11 protein-coding genes are annotated in these 17,936 nt (G+C 66.7%); 7 read left to right on the forward strand and 4 right to left on the reverse strand.

Features of this window, described 5'->3' with window-relative positions:
* Positions 1-24: 24 nt before the first annotated feature.
* Positions 25-525, forward strand: a complete 501-nt coding sequence (gene rraA, locus ABZS43_RS11115) for a ribonuclease E activity regulator RraA (RefSeq protein ID WP_355035680.1) — start codon at positions 25-27, stop codon at positions 523-525.
* An 18-nt stretch (positions 526-543) separates the two neighbouring features.
* On the opposite strand, the gene ABZS43_RS11120 is transcribed toward rraA, so the two are convergent.
* The gene (locus ABZS43_RS11120) at positions 544-765 is read right to left on the reverse strand and encodes an RNA-binding S4 domain-containing protein (RefSeq protein WP_355035681.1); all 222 of its coding nucleotides are present in this window, start codon (positions 763-765) and stop codon (positions 544-546) included.
* Positions 766-984: 219 nt separating this feature from the next.
* On the opposite strand from ABZS43_RS11120, the gene lysX reads away from it, so the two are divergent.
* From lysX to ABZS43_RS11140, 4 genes are all read left to right on the forward strand, one after another.
* Entirely contained in the window at positions 985-4,275 is a 3,291-nt protein-coding gene (lysX, locus tag ABZS43_RS11125) for a bifunctional lysylphosphatidylglycerol synthetase/lysine--tRNA ligase LysX (RefSeq protein WP_355035752.1), read from the forward strand.
* A gap of 118 nt (positions 4,276-4,393) precedes the next feature.
* The gene (locus tag ABZS43_RS11130; protein ID WP_355035682.1) at positions 4,394-4,690 is read left to right on the forward strand and encodes a hypothetical protein; all 297 of its coding nucleotides are present in this window, start codon (positions 4,394-4,396) and stop codon (positions 4,688-4,690) included.
* Between the two features lie 66 nt (positions 4,691-4,756).
* Positions 4,757-5,386 (forward strand): histidine phosphatase family protein, encoded by a 630-nt coding sequence (locus ABZS43_RS11135; protein WP_355035683.1) that lies wholly within the window; start codon positions 4,757-4,759, stop codon positions 5,384-5,386.
* Between the two features lie 98 nt (positions 5,387-5,484).
* Positions 5,485-5,796 (forward strand): hypothetical protein, encoded by a 312-nt coding sequence (locus ABZS43_RS11140; protein ID WP_355035684.1) that lies wholly within the window; start codon positions 5,485-5,487, stop codon positions 5,794-5,796.
* Positions 5,797-5,881: 85 nt separating this feature from the next.
* Here the strand turns inward: ABZS43_RS11140 and ABZS43_RS11145 are convergent, their stop codons facing one another.
* The 3 genes from ABZS43_RS11145 to gltB form a co-directional block, all read right to left on the reverse strand.
* On the reverse strand, positions 5,882-6,778 hold the full coding sequence (locus tag ABZS43_RS11145) for a cutinase family protein (protein ID WP_355035753.1): 897 nt from the start codon (positions 6,776-6,778) through the stop codon (positions 5,882-5,884).
* Between the two features lie 536 nt (positions 6,779-7,314).
* Complete coding sequence (locus ABZS43_RS11150; protein ID WP_355035685.1) at positions 7,315-8,784, reverse strand: glutamate synthase subunit beta; 1,470 nt, start codon at positions 8,782-8,784, stop codon at positions 7,315-7,317.
* 59 nt (positions 8,785-8,843) lie between these two features.
* Positions 8,844-13,496 carry a glutamate synthase large subunit gene (gene gltB / locus ABZS43_RS11155; RefSeq protein ID WP_355035686.1) on the reverse strand — a complete coding sequence of 1,551 codons (4,653 nt, stop codon included), beginning with the start codon at positions 13,494-13,496 and terminating at the stop codon, positions 8,844-8,846.
* Between the two features lie 989 nt (positions 13,497-14,485).
* Here gltB and ABZS43_RS11160 point away from each other — a divergent pair.
* Entirely contained in the window at positions 14,486-16,210 is a 1,725-nt protein-coding gene (locus ABZS43_RS11160; RefSeq protein WP_355035687.1) for a DUF4407 domain-containing protein, read from the forward strand.
* Between the two features lie 101 nt (positions 16,211-16,311).
* On the forward strand, positions 16,312-17,877 hold the full coding sequence (locus ABZS43_RS11165) for an adenylate/guanylate cyclase domain-containing protein (RefSeq protein ID WP_355035688.1): 1,566 nt from the start codon (positions 16,312-16,314) through the stop codon (positions 17,875-17,877).
* Positions 17,878-17,936 lie beyond the last annotated feature (59 nt).

Here is a 17,936-nt window from a genome sequence, read left to right on the forward strand (position 1 = left end):
TCGAGCACCCTTAAGCTGGCAGCCGTGAGTGAATCGAATGCCAGCGAATCGAATATCGTCGCCACCGCGGACCTCGCCGACGAGATCGGCCCCGACATCCGCAGCTGCGATACGCAGTTCATTCAGTTCGGCGGCCGTGCGGCGTTCTCCGGACCGATCACCACCATCCGCTGCTTCCAGGACAACCTGCTGGTCAAGCAGACGCTGAGCGAACCGGGTGACGGTGCTGTGCTCGTCGTCGACGGCGGCGCGAGCGTGCACACCGCACTGGTCGGCGACATCATCGCCGGTCGCGGCGTCGACAACGGCTGGGCGGGCGTCATCGTCAACGGCGCGGTGCGCGATTCCGCCATCCTGCGGACCCTCGATATCGGTATCAAGGCCCTTGGCACCAATCCACGCAAGAGCACCCAGACCGGAAGCGGTGAACGCGACGTCACCGTCGAATTCGGCGGCGTCACCTTCGTGCCCGGTGACATCCTCTACAGCGACCACGACGGCATCGTAGTGCGCGCCCAGGACTGACGATCGCGCCGGTGGACGCTAGATCGGCGCCACCCGGACCTTGTGACCGGCGAGGGCGACGATATCGCCCGCCTGCAACTGCCGCCCTCGGCGCAGTTCGACCTCGTCGTTCACCCGCACCAAACCCGAGGCGATCACGGTCTTCGCTTCCGAACCGGAGTCGATCAGGTTGGCCAGCTTCAGGAACTGTCCGAGCCGAATGACGTCGTCATCGATCGGTACATCGACTGGATCTGACATGGGATACATCCTTACCCGCCCGGATTTTCCGGCGTGCGTCAACCCCCTCGGTGGGCGCGACGGACCTGGACGAACGCCGCGCTTCGGATGCGGCTCACACTCCGGCACGGATCCGCGACGCGCCGAGAACCGCCATCGCGGGTGGTCTTGGAGCACTGCGGGCGCGACACCGTACACACTGGTTCGGTGACATCCACGCACGCCGGTCATCGCACGGACATCGAACCCAAGCAGGAAAGGCCGACCCCACCGGTCCCGCACCGGGGACACGGCAGGCTTTCCGAGGTCCCGCACACCACGGGGTTGATTCTGGGCGGCTTCGCGGCGGCCTGCTTCCTGTGGAGTCTTTCGCCGGGATTGCGCTACCTCACCCAGGTGCCACGGCGCTATATCGATGACTACTACTTCGACGCGCCCGATACGAACCTGATGTGGGCGCTCATCGTCGGACTGCTCGCCGGGGCGCTGACCAGCCGCAAGCGGATCGCCTGGTGGCTGCTGGTCGGCTACCTCGCCCTCTACGCGCTATCCAACGCCTCGGAATTCGCGGACGGGGGCAATGTCGACGCGCTGGTGGCGATGCTGGTGCAACTTGCGGTGATCGGCGTTCTGATCGCCGCGTGGCGCGAGTTCTATACCCGGGTCAGGCCAGGAGCCGGGTGGAAGGCGCTCGGGGTGCTGATCGGCGGACTCGGCGTCGGCTGCCTGATCGGCTGGGGCCTGGTCGAACTGTTCCCCGGTTCCCTGCCGGAAGGCTGGCAGCGACCCGGCTGGGCGGTCTACCGGGTGACGGCCGCAATCCTTGTGGACAACGAGCATTTCGACGGCCATCCCCGGCCCTTCGTCAACTTCCTGCTCGGCCTGTTCGGCGCGATCGCCCTGATCACCGCGGTCGTCGTGCTGCTGCGCTCCCAGCGCGCCGAGAACGCGATGACGGGCGTCGACGAATCCGCCATTCGCGGACTGCTGGAACGCTCGGATGTCGAGGACTCGCTCGGGTATTTCGCCACCCGCCGCGATAAAGGGGTGGTTTTCGCGCCGAACGGCAAGGCAGCCATCACCTATCGCGTCGAACTGGGCGTCTGCCTGGCCAGCGGCGATCCGATCGGTCTGCGCGAGGTGTGGCCGCAGGCGATCGATGCCTGGCTACGGCTGGCCGACCAGTTCGGGTGGGCTCCCGCGGTGATGGGCGCGAGCGAATTCGGCGCGCAGGCCTATCGCCGGGCCGGACTGTCGGCGCTGCGTCTCGGTGACGAGGCCATCCTCGACACCAGGACCTTCTCGTTGGCCGGACCGGAGATGAAACAGGTGCGCCAGGCCGCGAACCGGCTGCGCAAACACGGCGTCACCGTGCGCATCAGAAGGCACCGCGATATCGCGGCCGAGGAATTCGCGCAGATCATGGCCAGGGCGGACGCGTGGCGCGATACCGAGACCGAACGCGGCTTCTCGATGGCGCTCGGCAGGCTCGGTGATCGGCTGGACGGCGATTGCCTGCTGGTCGAGGCGGTGAACGGTCAGCAGAGACCGCTGGGCATGCTCTCGCTGGTGCCGTGGGGCAGGACGGGGGTGTCGCTGGAGCTGATGCGGCGAGATCCCCAGGGCCCCAACGGTGTGATGGAGTTGATGATCTCGCAACTCGCCCTCACCTCCGAGCATTACGGCATCACCAAGGTATCGCTGAATTTCGCGGTATTCCGCTCGGTCTTCGAGGAGGGCGGGCGGATCGGCGCCGGTCCGGTGTTGCGGTTGTGGCGCAGTGTGCTGCTGTTCTTCTCGCGCTGGTGGCAACTGGAGGCGCTGTACCGGTCCAATGTGAAATACCAGCCGCACTGGGTGCCGCGTTTCTTCCTGTTCGAGGAGCGCAGACAGCTACCGAGGGTCGCGATGGCCAGCGGACTCGCCGAAGGTTTCCTGCCGCGCTTCGGCAAGTATCCCGAAACCGCGGTCCACACCGGTCTGCGTCGTGCGGTACCCGACACCGTCAACGGTCTGCACGCCGACGGCACCCCGCCCGACCTACCGGAAACCGAACTGGCCGAACAACTCCCGCGCCGCCCCGAGCAGGTGCGGGTGCGGATGGACAAACTGGACAGGATGACCGAGGCGGGCGTCGACCCCTATCCCGTCGCCTATCCCCCGACCCATACCGTCGCGGCGGCGCGACGCTCACCGCGCGGCACCACGGTCCGGGTATGCGGCAGGCTGCTGCGCATCCGCGACTACGGCGGTGTGATCTTCGCGGTGGTGCGCGACTGGACCGACGAAATCCAGCTGGTCATCGACCGCGACCGGGTCGGCGCCGAACGCAGCGCCGAATTCGGCGAATATTTCGACCTCGGCGATCTGATCGCGGTGAGCGGACAGATCGGGCTCAGCCGCAACGGCGAATTGTCGCTGCTGGCCGCGGACTGGCGGATGAACGGCAAATGCCTGCACCCGCTGCCCGACAAGTGGAAGGGCCTGGCCGATCCCGAGGCCAAAGTGCGGCAGCGCTACATCGACATGGCGATCAATCCCGAAGCGCGGGTAGCGCTCGCCAAACGCAGCGCGGTCGTGCGTTCGCTGCGCGATTCGCTGAACACCTGGGGTTACCTCGAAGTGGAAACGCCCATCCTGCAACAGGTTCACGGCGGCGCCAACGCCACGCCGTTCCTTACCCACATCAATGCCTACGACCTCGATCTGTACCTGCGCATCGCCCCCGAGCTGTATCTCAAACGGCTCTGCGTCGGCGGTATGGAGAAGGTGTTCGAACTCGGCAGGACCTTCCGCAACGAGGGTGTGGATTTCAGCCACAATCCCGAATTCACCATCCTCGAGGCCTACGAGGCGCACAGCGATTACGAGCGGATGATGCACACCTGCCGCCAGCTCATCCAGAACGCGGCGCTGGCCGCCAACGGAGCCATGGTGGCGTTGCGCCCCAAGGACGACGGCACCGTCGATGAGGTGGATATCTCCGGCGACTGGGCGGTGAAAACGGTGCACGGCGCGGTCTCGGAGGCCATCGGCGCCGAGATCACCCCCGCCACGGAATTGCTCGAACTGCGCGAACTGTGCGACAAGGCCGAGGTGCCGTACCAGCACGGGTGGGATGCCGGACAGGTCGTGCTGGAAATGTACGAACATCTGGTGGAAGCGCGTACCGAGGAGCCGACCTTCTATATCGACTTCCCCACCTCGGTCTCCCCGCTGACCCGCGCGCACCGCAGTATCGCCGGCGTGGCCGAGCGCTGGGATCTGGTGGCGTGGGGCGTCGAATTGGGTACCGCCTACAGCGAACTCACCGATCCGATCGAACAGCGGCGCAGACTCACCGAACAGTCGATGCTCGCGGCCAACGGTGATCCGGAGGCGATGGAACTGGACGAGGATTTCCTCCAGGCCCTCGAACACGCCATGCCGCCGACCGGTGGACTCGGCATGGGTGTCGACCGGATCGTCATGCTCATCACCGGCCGGAGCATCCGTGAGACTCTGCCCTTTCCACTCGTGAAGCCGCGCTGAACGATTTTCTCACCATGAGAGATTCATTCGCGAAGGGTTAACACCGACCCCGGCAGCCCGATAATCTTGGTGATTCGGTACCGGGAGGAAGCCGACACCATCGAAATGGGGATCACCTATGTATCTCGATCTGCTGACCAATGCGAGTCTGCTGGATCATTCCGTGTGGGCCAGCCCTGACGTCTGGGCTTCCGACACCTTCAATACCGCGCTCGACCTGGCTGCCAAGAAGAAGAAAAAGAGCAGCAAGGGCTTCGGATTCTTCGGCATCATCTGCTGTGTACTTGTCGTCGTCGCGATCATCGTCGGCATCGTCTACTTCACCAAGCGCAAGAAGAACAACGAGCCGCCCAACAACCCGCCCTACGGCCAGGGTCAGCCGCCCTACGGTCAGCCGCCTTACGGCCAACCCTGATCCACCGGCCTGGGAGTTGCCGACACCTGCCGCAGCGCCGCGCCGACGATGCGGCAGAGTGAGGGGGTGCAGTTGATTCTCGTTCGCCATGCCCAGCCGCTTCGGATCACGAACGCGGACGGACCAGCCGATCCCGAATTATCGGAGATCGGGTGGGAGCAGGCGCGACGGGTGCCCGCTGCGCTGAGTCGGCATCGGATCACGCGGGTGCTGAGCAGTCCGCAACGGCGGGCGCGGGAGACCGCCGAACCGACGGCGGCGAAATTGGGCATGAACGTCGAAATCATCGACGACCTCGCCGAATACGATCGTGACCTACCCGCCTACATTCCGATCGAGGATGCGAAGCTGGAATTCCAGGCGGTTTACGAGCGGATCAAGGCGGGATTTCTCCCCGAGCAGATCGATGGGCCCGCCTTCGTCACCCGCGTGCGCGATGCTGTCACCGAGATCGCCGCGTCCACCGATCCGGCAGATACCGTGGTCGCCTTCGCGCACGGGGGTGTGATCAATGTCATGCTCCAGGATGTGCTCGGATTGGCTCGACCGCTGACCTTCCCGATCGACTACGGCTCGGTCACCCGAATCTTGTTCTCGCGCACCGGTCGGCGCACGGCCGCGACCGTCAACGAGAACGGGCACGTCTGGGATCTACTGCCCCGCAATATCGACGGAAGGCACCGGCTACACAGCTGATTGCCAGTCCGATCGCACCGCCGTCCCAGCGACGGACTCTTCTATGGAACCGGTGAGCCGCCGCCCCGCGACTCACGTTCCATAGGAAAGGAATTTCGTTGCTCTCCACGACATCGACAACATTCCGGCGCCGGATCGCCCAGGTCGCCGTGGCAGGCGCGCTGGCCGCGGTGCCGATGGGCGCCCTCGCCGTCACCGCGTCGGCGCAGGCGCCGGAGCCGACCACCGACGTTGCGCTGACCCCGGCCGACGCGGCAGGCGGCGAAATCGCCGACCACCCGCACCGCGGCGACCACGACGGACCGGAAGGACCTCGGGTGAGGTTCCACCATCCCGGTGATCACCCCGATCAGGACGGTCCGCACGACTTCTTCCTGTCCCCGCGTCCGCCTTCGGGTTCGGCTGGATAGCCGCCGGGTCCGAATAGATCAGGGCCCACCTCCCCGTCCGGGAGGTGGGCCCTGATCTTGTGTCGGGATCGGCTACGGCCGAGGGTCAGGCCATACCCGCGATCCAGTTGTGCATCCAGGTGATTGCGGTCTGACCGCCGCCGACGTGGTAACTGCCGTAGACGGTGTGGGCCTGCGAGCGGTAGAAGCGCTCGAGATCCTGAGCGCGCTGCTGATTCGCGGCTTCGGTGAGCTGCGAACCCAGGGTGGGCACGCCGCCGTGCGACATCAGATCGTTGACGATCGCGCCGGCCTCGATCTGGTAGCGCCACATGTTGGCGGGGTTGGCATCCGAGCTCTGGGCGAGGAAACCCGCGAAACGGGTGACGAAATCATCGGTGGCCGTCGCGCAGTAGAGGTCGTCGAGTGCGCAGATGGTCCTGGTCCGGTCGCTGACCCAGCCGAATCCGCCGACCCGCGCGCCACCCGCGCCCGCGCCACCCGCGACCGGGCCGACCTGGACATCGGTGGGCGAACGGCGCGGATCGGAGATCAGGCCGACACCGGAGATGCGCTCCGGGCGGACCGGACTGACGCCGGTACCGATCTCGGCGGCCAGATCACCCGCGGCGTCCGCGCCCTGGCTGTATCCGACCAGCGCGATCTGGGTGCCGCCGCAGCGCTGAGCCATGGCGGTGACCAGCCCCCGCGCGTTATCGGTCGCTTCCTTCTTGGAGGCGCCGTAGACGTCGCCTTCCCACGGGAACGCGGTCGCGGCGTAGGTGACGTAGTCGACGTCGACCGAGGACGGCAGACCCCGGGTGACACCGGCCAGCATGCCAGGCTGCGGTGTCTTGTCATGGCCGGTCTCCCACGTGCCGGGGATCGCCACCACATAGAGACTCGGGCAGCTTTCCGCCACGGCGGAACCACTGCCGAACACGAGGCCGGACGCAATCGACACCGACGCGCCCACGGCCGCGACAACCTTTTTCAACCGCATACTGCTCCAGTTCAAACTTTGCCCCTCCGGGGCAATCCCCGACAAGTTTGCCGCTAACCATGCTGAGCTCGGCGAATGTCATTTCAGTGCACACCGGGTTAACTGAAGTTGTCCGCCGATATGAGATGCACGACCGAACTACATCCCACAGTCAGGTAGCGCGTCGGTGATCACAATAGAGCCACGACGGCCCCCACGCCATTCGAACTCGCCGAACGTGTCTGATTTCCGTGCGCCGCTTGCGAACCGGCCGCACGCACCGCGAGCGATGCTGTGCGAGATCGACTTCGGGGCGACCGCGCGCGGACGGTACCGGGATGATCGGGCGTGGGATCCGAGCGGATTCCACGCCGGGGAGACGTTCGTTATAGACGACGCTGCCGATCACATTCGGGTATCCGTGACGGCGAATCACTATTTCAAACCGGCTATCGGGTACGTGGATTGCTCTCGGTCCGCGCACTGCGGAGGCAGTACTCGGATACGAATGGCGCCCGCGGACACGAGGTCAGCGGACGCCATTCAGGCAATTCGGGTCAGCGCTGGGCGACCATGGTCGGGGTGATCGGCGCGGGCAGCGCGGTCTCACCCTCGAGGTAGTTGTCCACCGCGGACGCGGCGGCGCGGCCTTCGGCAATGGCCCACACGATCAGCGACTGGCCGCGGCCCATATCACCGGCAACGAAGACGCCGGGCACATTGGTGGCCCAGTTCTTGTCACGCTGGACATTGCCGCGCTGGTCGTAACCGACACCGAGATCCTCGAGCAGACCCCGCTTCTCGGGGCCGACGAAGCCCATCGCCAGCAGCACCAGATCCGCCTCGAGGGTGAATTCGGTGCCGTCGACCTTCTCGAATCGGCCGTTGCTCATCTTGACCTCGTGCGCCTCCAGGCCGGTGACCTTGCCGTCGGCGCCGACGAAACGCTCGGTGTTCACGGAGAACACCCGTTCGCCACCCTCTTCGTGGGCCGAGGAAACCCGGTACATGAGCGGGTAGGTCGGCCATGGTGTCGAGGTGGCGCGCTCCTGCGGCGGACGGGGCATGATCTCGAACTGGTGGATGGACTCCGCCCCCTGCCGGTGCGAGGTGCCGAGGCAGTCCGCGCCGGTGTCGCCGCCGCCGATGATGACGACCTTCTTACCCTTGGCGTGGATCGGGGGCAGGCCATCGGCATCGGTGACATCGTCGCCCAACTGCACCCGATTGGCCCACGGCAGGAATTCCATCGCCTGGTGGATGCCGTCGAGCTCACGACCGGGGATCGGCAGATCGCGGGCGATGGTGGCGCCACCGGAGAGCACGATAGCGTCGAACCGTTCGCGCAATTGTTCGGCGGTGATGTCGACGCCGACGTTCACACCGGTCTTGAAGATGGTGCCTTCGGCCTCCATCTGCGCCATCCGGCGATCGATGAAGCGCTTCTCCATCTTGAATTCCGGAATGCCGTAGCGCAGCAGACCGCCGATGCGATCGGCACGCTCGAAAACCGTCACGGTATGCCCCGCGCGGGTGAGCTGCTGCGCGGCAGCCAGTCCCGCGGGCCCGGAACCGACGACGGCCACTCGCTTACCGGTGATCCTGGTCGGGTAGATCGGGGAAACCCAGCCCTTATCGAAGGCGTTCTCGATGAGTTCGACCTCGACCTGCTTGATGGTCACCGGATCCTGGTTGATCCCGAGCACGCAGGACGCCTCGCACGGCGCCGGGCACAGCCGACCGGTGAATTCCGGGAAGTTGTTGGTCGCGTGCAGACGATCGATGCCGTCACGCCACTGGCCACGGTAGACCAGGTCGTTCCACTCGGGGATGAGGTTGCCCAGCGGGCAGCCGTTGTGACAGAACGGGATACCGCAATCCATGCAGCGGCTGGCCTGGCGCTGGAGGGTTTCGTGTGCGAACCCCTCCTCGTAGACCTCTTTCCAGTCCATCAGACGCAGCGGAACCGGACGGCGCGTCGGCAGTTCCCGCGATGTGTGCTTCAGAAATCCCTGCGGGTCAGCCACGAGCGGCCTCCGTACTCTCGCCTATCGACATCGGACAAAGCTTGTGGACGCGTCCCATCTCAGCCACGTGCGGCCTCCATGATCGCCTCGTCCACGTCCTTACCGGCCTTCTCCGCCTCGGAGATAGCGAGCAGAACCTTCTTGTATTCGCGGGGCATGACCTTCACGAAATGGTTCACCTGCTGCGACCAGTCGCTCAGGATGCGTTCGGCCACAGCCGAACCCGTCTCGTCGCGGTGCTGGGTGATGATGTCGCGCAGCCAGGTGAAGTCGTCACCGGAGAGCTGTTCGACGGCATCGGTCTGCTCCGGGTTGACCCGGTCGACGAAGGTGCCGTTCGGGTTGTACACGAAGGCCAGCCCACCGGACATGCCCGCGCCGAAGTTGCGTCCCGTCTCACCGAGGATGACGACACGGCCACCTGTCATGTACTCACAGCCGTGATCGCCGACGCCCTCGACCACCGCGATCGCGCCCGAGTTGCGCACCGCGAACCGCTCGCCGACGATGCCGCTGATGAACGCCTGACCGCTGGTCGCACCGAACAGAATCACGTTGCCCGCGATGATGTTCTCTTCCGCCGCGAATTCGGCGGGCGCGTTCAGCGACGGCCGGACCACCAGGTGGCCGCCCGAAAGGCCCTTGCCGACATAGTCGTTCGCATCGCCCTGGACCCGCAGCGTGATGCCGGCGGGCACGAAGGCGCCGAAGCTGTTACCCGCGGAACCGGTGAAGGTGATGTCGATGGTCTCGTCGGGCAGGCCCGCGCCACCGTAGAGCTTGGTCACCTCGTGGCCGAGCATGGTGCCGACGGTGCGGTTGACATTGGTGATCTTGGTGTCGAACTTGACCGCCTTGCCCCGCTCCAGCGCATCGCGGCTCTGCGTGATGAGCTGCTGATCCAACGCCTTGTCCAGGCCGTGGTCCTGGGACTTGGTGCAGCGACGGTCCTGGTACATGAACGCCGTCTCGACGTTGTCCAGGATCGGCGACAGGTCCAGCTTGCTGGCCTTCCAATGCTGCTTGGCCGTGGCGGTATCGAGCAGGTCGACCCGGCCGATGGCCTCGTCGAGCGTGCGGAAACCCAACTGCGCCAGCAGTTCCCTGACCTCTTCGGCGATGAACATCATGAAGTTCTCGACGAATTCCGGCTTGCCGGTGAAGCGTTCGCGCAGCACAGGATTCTGCGTCGCGACACCGACGGGGCAGGTGTCGAGGTGGCAGACCCGCATCATGATGCAGCCCGACACCACCAGCGGCGCGGTGGCGAAACCGTATTCCTCGGCGCCGAGCAGTGCGGCGATCATCACGTCGCGGCCGGTTTTCATCTGACCGTCGACCTGGACGACGATGCGATCGCGAAGTCCGTTGAGCAGCAACGTCTGCTGGGTTTCGGCGAGACCGAGCTCCCACGGACCACCCGCGTGCTTGAGGGAGGTCAGCGGCGACGCGCCGGTGCCGCCGTCGTGACCCGAGATCAGCACCACGTCGGCGTGCGCCTTGGAGACACCCGCGGCGACGGTGCCGACACCCGGCTCCGCGACAAGTTTCACGTGAATCCGCGCCTGCGGGTTCGCGTTCTTCAGATCGTGGATCAGCTGCGCCAGATCCTCGATCGAGTAGATGTCGTGATGCGGCGGCGGCGAGATCAGGCCGACGCCCGGCGTCGAATGCCGTACCTCGGCGACCCAGGGGTACACCTTGTGCGCGGGCAGCTGGCCGCCCTCGCCCGGCTTCGCGCCCTGCGCCATCTTGATCTGGATATCGGTGCAGTTGGTCAGGTAGTGCGCGGTCACGCCGAAGCGGCCCGAGGCCACCTGCTTGATCGCCGAACGACGCCAGTCGCCGTTCTCCTCGACCTCGAAGCGGGCCGGATGCTCGCCGCCCTCACCGGAATTCGAGCGACCGCCGAGGCGGTTCATCGCGATCGCCAGCGTCTCGTGCGCTTCCGCCGAGATGGAACCGTAGCTCATCGCACCGGTGGAGAACCGCTTCACGATCGCTTCGGCGGGCTCGACCTCGTCGATCGAGATCGGCGCGCGCTCACCGGTTTTGAACTTGAACAGGCCGCGCAGCGAAGCCAGCCGCTCGGACTGGTCGTCGACCAGCTTGGTGTACTCCTTGAAGATCGAGTACTGGCCGGTGCGGGTCGCGTGCTGCAACTTGAAGACCGTGTCCGGGTTGAACAGGTGGTACTCACCCTCGCGCCGCCACTGGTACTCGCCGCCGACCTCCAGTTCGCGGTGCGCGCGCTCGTTGCGGTTCTCCAAGAAGGCGATCCGGTGCCGCGCGGCGACGTCGGCGGCGATCTCGTCGAGGCCGATGCCGTCCAGATGCGAGCGCAGGCCGGTGAAGTATTCGTCCACCAGTTCCTGCGACAGGCCGATCACCTGGAACAGTTGCGCGCCGGTGTAGGAGGCGATGGTGGAGATGCCCATCTTGGACATCACCTTCAGCACGCCCTTGCTCGCGGCCTTGTTGTAGTTGGCGACCGCCTTGCGGTAATCGGCGGCCAGATCGCCGGTGCTGCCCGGCAGTTCGAGTCCGCCGCGCTCGAGCATGTCCTCGATGCTCTCGAAGGCCATGTACGGGTTGATCGCCGCCGCGCCGAAGCCGACCAGCATGGCCATGTGGTGCACCTCGCGGGCATCACCGGCCTCGACGACCAGGCCGACCATGGTCCTGGTGCGCTCGCGCACCAGGTGGTGGTGCACCGACGCGGTCAGCAGCAGCGACGGGATCGGCGCGAGCTTCTCGTTGGACTCGCGGTCGGACAGCACGATGATCCGGGCGCCGCCGTCGATGGCGGCAGAGATCTGGATGTTGATGGCCTCCAGCGCCTTACGTAGGCCCTTGCCGCCCTTCTTGACCGGGTACAGACCGCGTACGACCACCGAGCGCAGCCCGGGATGGGAGCCGTCGTCGTTGATGTGTACGAGTTTGGCCAGCTCGTCGTTGTCCAGGATCGGCTGCGGGATGGTGATCTGCTTGCAGGAGTCCGCGCTCGGATGCAGCAGGTCGGCCTCCGGGCCGAGCGCCCGGCGCAGGCTGGTGACCACTTCCTCGCGGATCGCGTCCAGCGGCGGATTGGTGACCTGCGCGAAGAGCTGGGAGAAGTAGTCGAACAGCAGACGCGGCCGGGACGAGAGCACGGCGATCGGCGTGTCGGTGCCCATCGAGCCGAGCGCCTCGCCGCCGGTCTTGGCCATCGGCGAGACCAGCAGGCCGAGTTCCTCGGTGGTGTAGCCGAAGATCTGCTGACGGATCAGCACGCGATCGTGCGACATGTGCTCGTGCGGTCGATCGGGCAGATCGGCCAGTTTGGTGACGCCCGCGTCGAGCCATTCCTGGTACGGGTGCTCGGCGGCCAACTGCGATTTGAGTTCCTCGTCGCCGACGATGCGGCCCTGCGAGGTATCGACCAGGAACATGCGGCCGGGCTGCAGCCGGACCTTCTTGACCACCTTGGCCGGATCGATGTCGAGGACACCGACCTCGGAAGCCATGACGACCAGACCGTCGTCGGTGACCCAGATGCGGCTCGGGCGCAGACCGTTGCGGTCGAGAACCGCGCCGACGACGGTACCGTCGGAGAAGCACACCGACGCCGGGCCGTCCCAGGGCTCCATCAGCATCGAGTGGTAGCGGTAGAACGCCCGGCGCTTGGCGTCCATGGTCTCGTTGCGTTCCCACGCCTCGGGAATCATCATCAGCACCGAGTGGGGCAGGCTGCGTCCGCCGAGGTGCAGCAGTTCCAGCACCTCGTCGAAGCGCGCGGTATCGCTCGCCCCCGGCGTACAGACGGGGAAGATCTTCTGCAGCCGGTTGTTACCCGCCTCATCGATGCCGAAGACGTCGGAGCGCAGCAGCGCCTCGCGCGCTCGCATCCAGTTCTCGTTACCGGTGACGGTGTTGATCTCACCGTTGTGCGCCACCCGGCGGAACGGATGCGCCAGCGGCCAGGACGGGAAGGTGTTGGTGGAGAAGCGCGAGTGCACGATGCCGAGGGCGGACTCCACCCGGTCGTCCTGCAGATCCAGGTAGAACGCGCGCAGCTGCGGCGTGGTGAACATGCCCTTGTAGACGAAGGTCTGGCCGGACAGGCTCGGGAAGTACACGGACTCCTTGCCGACCGTGCCCTCGCCGGGGCCCGCCTTGCCGAGTTCGTGCTCGACCCGCTTGCGGATGACGTAGGCGCGACGCTCCAGGTCCATGCCGGACAGTTGCTCGGAGCCATTGCGCGGCGAGGCGACGAAGATCTGCCGGAACGTCGGCATGGCGTCACGAGCCAGCGCGCCGAGCGACGACTCGTCGATCGGCACCTCGCGCCAGCCGAGAACTTCGAGGCCCTCTTCCTTGACGATCTTCTCGACGCCGTACGCGGCGCGGGCGGCCTCGCGACGGGCCTGCGGCAGGAATGCGATACCCGACGCGTAGGACCCCTCGGGGGGCAGCTCGAAGTCCACGATCGCGCGGAAGAAGCGGTCGGGAATCTGGAGCAGGATGCCGGCGCCGTCACCGGAATTCGGTTCGGCGCCCGCGGCGCCGCGGTGCTCCAGGTTCAACAGAGCCGTAATAGCCTTGTCGACGATGTCACGGCTGCGGCGGCCGTGCATGTCGACGACGAATGCGACGCCGCAGGCGTCGTGTTCGTTCGCCGGGTCGTAGAGCCCGATGGGTCCAGGTGACCTGTGGCCAGGAAGTTGCGTCATGCCTCTGCCTTCAAGAAAGTCGGCCTTCGAAGAAAAAACGGCCTTTCGTCGAACGCCTCCGTCAAGACTGCGCCCGCACGTTCCGGCAACCAGCCGCGCTGATGGTCTTCGGCGTGCAGTCACGTCTCCAGTTGTCCACCCGCTGTGTGTTACGTAGTGGGTGCTCGGAGGTAACGGAACCCTTACGCGTTCCTTACTTCCGTGCGGGTGTTCGCCCGCTACTCTGGGCACCTGCTTGGTGAGCCCGAGCGGGCGATGGTGCCGACCATTTGTGTGTTCGGCGTAAGAGCAAACGATAAGTCAGGTCCGGGGCCCAACCAACTTAGGTGGTACTAATAACCTGGTCTAGCAGGGCCAATTCTTTCCGTCCTCCACTTGTGCGCGTTGTCCAGTGTAAAGCAGCGAATGCACTGGGATCGATCCCCTGACACTCGGTGCCAACCACCGAGTATGACCAAGCGGATCATCTCCGACCGCCACCCGGTACACCGGGAGAACTGGTTCTCACCTGCGTCGAAGTGGATTTCCCCCGGTCGGGCACGGGCAAACCCCCCGGTGATGGCTAACCCGGCGGCAGGCCGGTGAGATATTCCCGACAGTGGGCATGACAAGCGCACAATGTGATCCGACCGTCCGGCTTCTTTCGCGCCCTGTGGTTTTCAGCACCTTTTCAGCAAACAAAATTGGTGTCATTCGACACATGTCCGTGTCAGCGCTCGACGCGCCGCCCGCGACGACGGTTCCCCGGTGCGCGGTGTCACCGCCAACCGCGGCGTCCCGCGCACGAAGGAGCACGTGGGAGAACCCCCGCCGAGGCGTCCCCCGATCCGCGCCGAAGTGCGCGTTGACATGGTGATCTGTGAACCTTGCCACATCCTGCGGACCCCGCGCGGTGTGACGCGTCCCGGCCTGTCACGCTGTGACGACGAATCCGTGACAGTTTCGCCAAGCACGCCGCCCTGCCTGGACATAGAGGATGTGAGATCCCCATGACCGTCACCGGTATTTTCACCTGGCTCGGCGGGGGTCGACCCACCGAGGTCACCGAAGGTCACGAACAGGCGAGTTACGCGCTCGCCGGAGTCGCCGTCACCCTGTTCGCCGCCGTCACCGGTCTGGTCACCGTCCTCGCGCTGGCCGCGACCGGCGGGTGGCCCGCGCCCGGAATCGCCGCCATCGCGCTGGTCGCCGCGCTGCTCGCGGGCACGATCGGGCGTGCGCTGGCCACCCGCAAACCCGGCGGCGTCCCGGACCGGCTCGGACTCGGCGCCCGCATCGGCGTCGCCGCCCTGTCCGGTGCGCTGATCGCCGAATTGGCCTGCACCGTCCTGTTCGGCGGCACGGTCGACCGACTGCTGGACGAGCGGGCGCAGCGCGACGCCGAATCCGCGCCCGCTGTGGTCACCGCCCGCGCCGAAACCGAATCGGCGCGCGCCGACCGCGCCGCGCTGGACCGGGCCGTCACCACCGCACAGGCCGATATCGATCGGACCCTCGTCATCGCGCGCTGCGAGTTCAACCCGACCGCGGAATGCCCGCAGACCCGCATCACCGGTGTCCCCGGTCGCGGCCCCGAGGCAGCGACCGCCAACGCCATGCTCGACGACGCGCGCGGCAGGCTCGCCGCGGCCCAGGGCCGGGTCGACGCCGCCGACCTGCGCGTCACCGAGGCGGAGAAGGTTGCCGCCGCGGCCGGGTCAGCCGCGTTCGCCGAGGCCGATCGCGGCCTCGGCGCCCGGTGGCAGGCCATGAACGACTACACCGCGGGCCCGGCGGGCGCGCTGCTGCTGCGGGCGCTCACCATGGCGGCCTTCGTGCTGTTCGCCTTGCTGCCGCTGATCCTGCGCTGGTGGCGCGGTGAGACCTCGCTCGATCGGCGGGCCGCCTTCCACACCGTCCAGGAAAGAGCCGAATTCGATGCCGACACCGCCATCGCGCTTGAGCGGGCTCGGGTGCGCGCCGAGGTCGAAACCCTGCGGGCCGAACAGCAGCTCACCGCGGCGCGACTGGCCGCCGAAGCCGATACCGCCATCGATCGCGAGCGGCAGCGCACCAGGATCATCGCCGCCGTCGGCGGGCTCGAACTCGGCGTCACCGAACCGCGACGCCTCGGCGACGGACCGCGTCGCGCCGAACTGCCCGCGGGTGACACCGCGTCCGAGGAGGAAATCGTGAGACCGAATCTGCCCGCCCCCGTCGACGCAGGCACACTCGCACCGGCCGTCCCCGCGCCGCCGCCCGAGGTCACACCGAAGGGCGGCATCGAACTCCCGATCATCGGCCAGGTGCCCTTCAGCGATACGGCCGCGCGCTGGATCCGCCCGCTGGTGCCCGCCTTCGTCGCCGACGCGATCGACACCGCGACCCATCCGTTGCGTACCGCGCGGCAAGCCTTCGAGGAGGTCGAGGAGATCACCTTCACGCTGCGGCGCACCCGCAAGGTCACCATCGACACCCAGGAATCCCACCCCGGTGCCATACCTGGCAATTACCAGCTCGACTCGTCCGGTACCGGACATGCCGAACAGGTGGCCGCGACCGTGGTCGACGCGGACTATTCGACGCCGCGGGATCCGCGCCATCCCGCGCTGCCCACAGCAACGGCCGGAGGTTACGACCTGCCGCGGGGAACCCGTGAGCACGAACTAGCCGCGAGCAACCGATCCGAACTCACCGGCAGGCGCGGCCCGCGCGAACTCCCGCCGGGACGCTGACCCGACATCGCCCCCGTATCCGGCGGGCGGCGCGGTCGCGCCCGAGCCCGAGGTCGCACCGAAATGCGCTGAGCGCCGGATATTCCCCCTACTCTGCAACCATGCCCGGTACCGAGTCGAAGACCTCCCCGAGCGCGCCTGCGCCATGGGGTTCGCGGCTGCTCGGCCCGGAAGCCGAACCCTCCGGCAAGCGGCGGCTGCGGATCCAGCTCCTGCTGACAGTGCCGCTGCTGATCGCGAATATCACCGGGATGTTCGTATCGATCGCCCTGATCGGTTTCGTCCTGCCGGGCCCGACGATTTTCACCGGCGATCTGCTCCTGCTGAACGCCCTCACCGCACCGCTCTACTCGGCCGTCGCCATCGTGGTCGGGGCCTGGTGGGGTACCGCGGGCGGGTTGCGCGCTCTGCGCTGGGCCATCGATCCGGACCGGGTGCCGACCGAGACCGAACAGGCCGCCGCCATCGCGGTTCCGCGCAGGCTCACCGTGTACCAGGCGCTGTTGTGGCTCGGCGGTTTGGCCGTGCTGACGACGGTGTACGGCCTGGCCGAACCGAAGCTGATCCCGAAGATCGCCTTCGGCACCACCTTCAGTGCGATCGTGGTGTGCGCCAGCAGTTATCTCGTCATCGAGTTCGCGCTGCGACCGGTGACCGCCCGGGTGCTGCAAGCCGAGCAGTCGCGACGCCGCCGCGGCATCGGGATGTTCGCGCGCTTGCTGCTGGTGTGGTTCGTCGGTTCCGCGGTACCGGTCGCGGGGACGATGGTGCTCGCGATACTGGCGTTGACGACCTCCGAGGTGACGACCGCCCGCCTGGCGATCTGCGTGCTCGCCCTCGGCGGCGCGACCCTCGTCTTCGGACTGCTGTTGATGACCCAGACCCTCGCCGCGACGATCGCGCCCATCCGCGGGGTGCGAGCGGCGTTGCGCCGTGTGGAGAACGGTGATCTCGACAGCGAGATCACCGTCTACGACGGCACCGAATTGGGTGAACTGCAAAGCGGTTTCAACCGGATGGTGGCCGGCCTACGCGAACGCGAACAGCTCAGGGATCTGTTCGGCAAACATGTCGGACAAGATGTCGCCGATGCCGCACTCGCCACCGATCCGGTACTCGGCGGCGTCGAAACCGAGGCGGCGGCGCTGTTCATCGACATCATCGGCTCGACCCGGATGGCCGCGACCCGCCCCGCCACCGACATCGTCGAGATGTTGAATCGCTTCTTCGGCATCGTCGTCGACGAGGTCGAACGCCACGGCGGGTTGGTCAACAAGTTCGAGGGCGACGCCGCGCTGTGCCTGTTCGGAACGCCCGCGCCGTTACCCGACGCGTCGGGGGCCGCCCTGGCCTGCGCCCGCGCGATCTCCTCTCGCCTCGGCGAGACCTCCGATTTCTCGGCCGCGCTCGGCGTCAGCGCCGGACGGGTGGTGGCGGGCAATGTAGGCGCGCACCAGCGCTACGAATTCACCGTCATCGGCGATCCGGTCAACGAGGCCGCGCGCCTGTGCGAACTCGCCAAACAGGACGCCGGCCTCGTCCTCGCCGCGGCCGACACCGTCGCGGCTGCCGCATCCGCCGAGGCGAGGCAGTGGCAACTCGGCGAGTCCGTCACCTTGCGCGGGCGGGTCATACCGACCCGACTGGCCCGGCCCCAGCGACACTGACCCTCGGGCACTTCGCATGGCGGGGGCTCACCGACGTGGCGGCTGCCGCACCCGCCCGC

It is taken from the genome of Nocardia sp. NPDC005366 (genome assembly GCF_040606855.1).
GTDB lineage: Bacteria > Actinomycetota > Actinomycetes > Mycobacteriales > Mycobacteriaceae > Nocardia.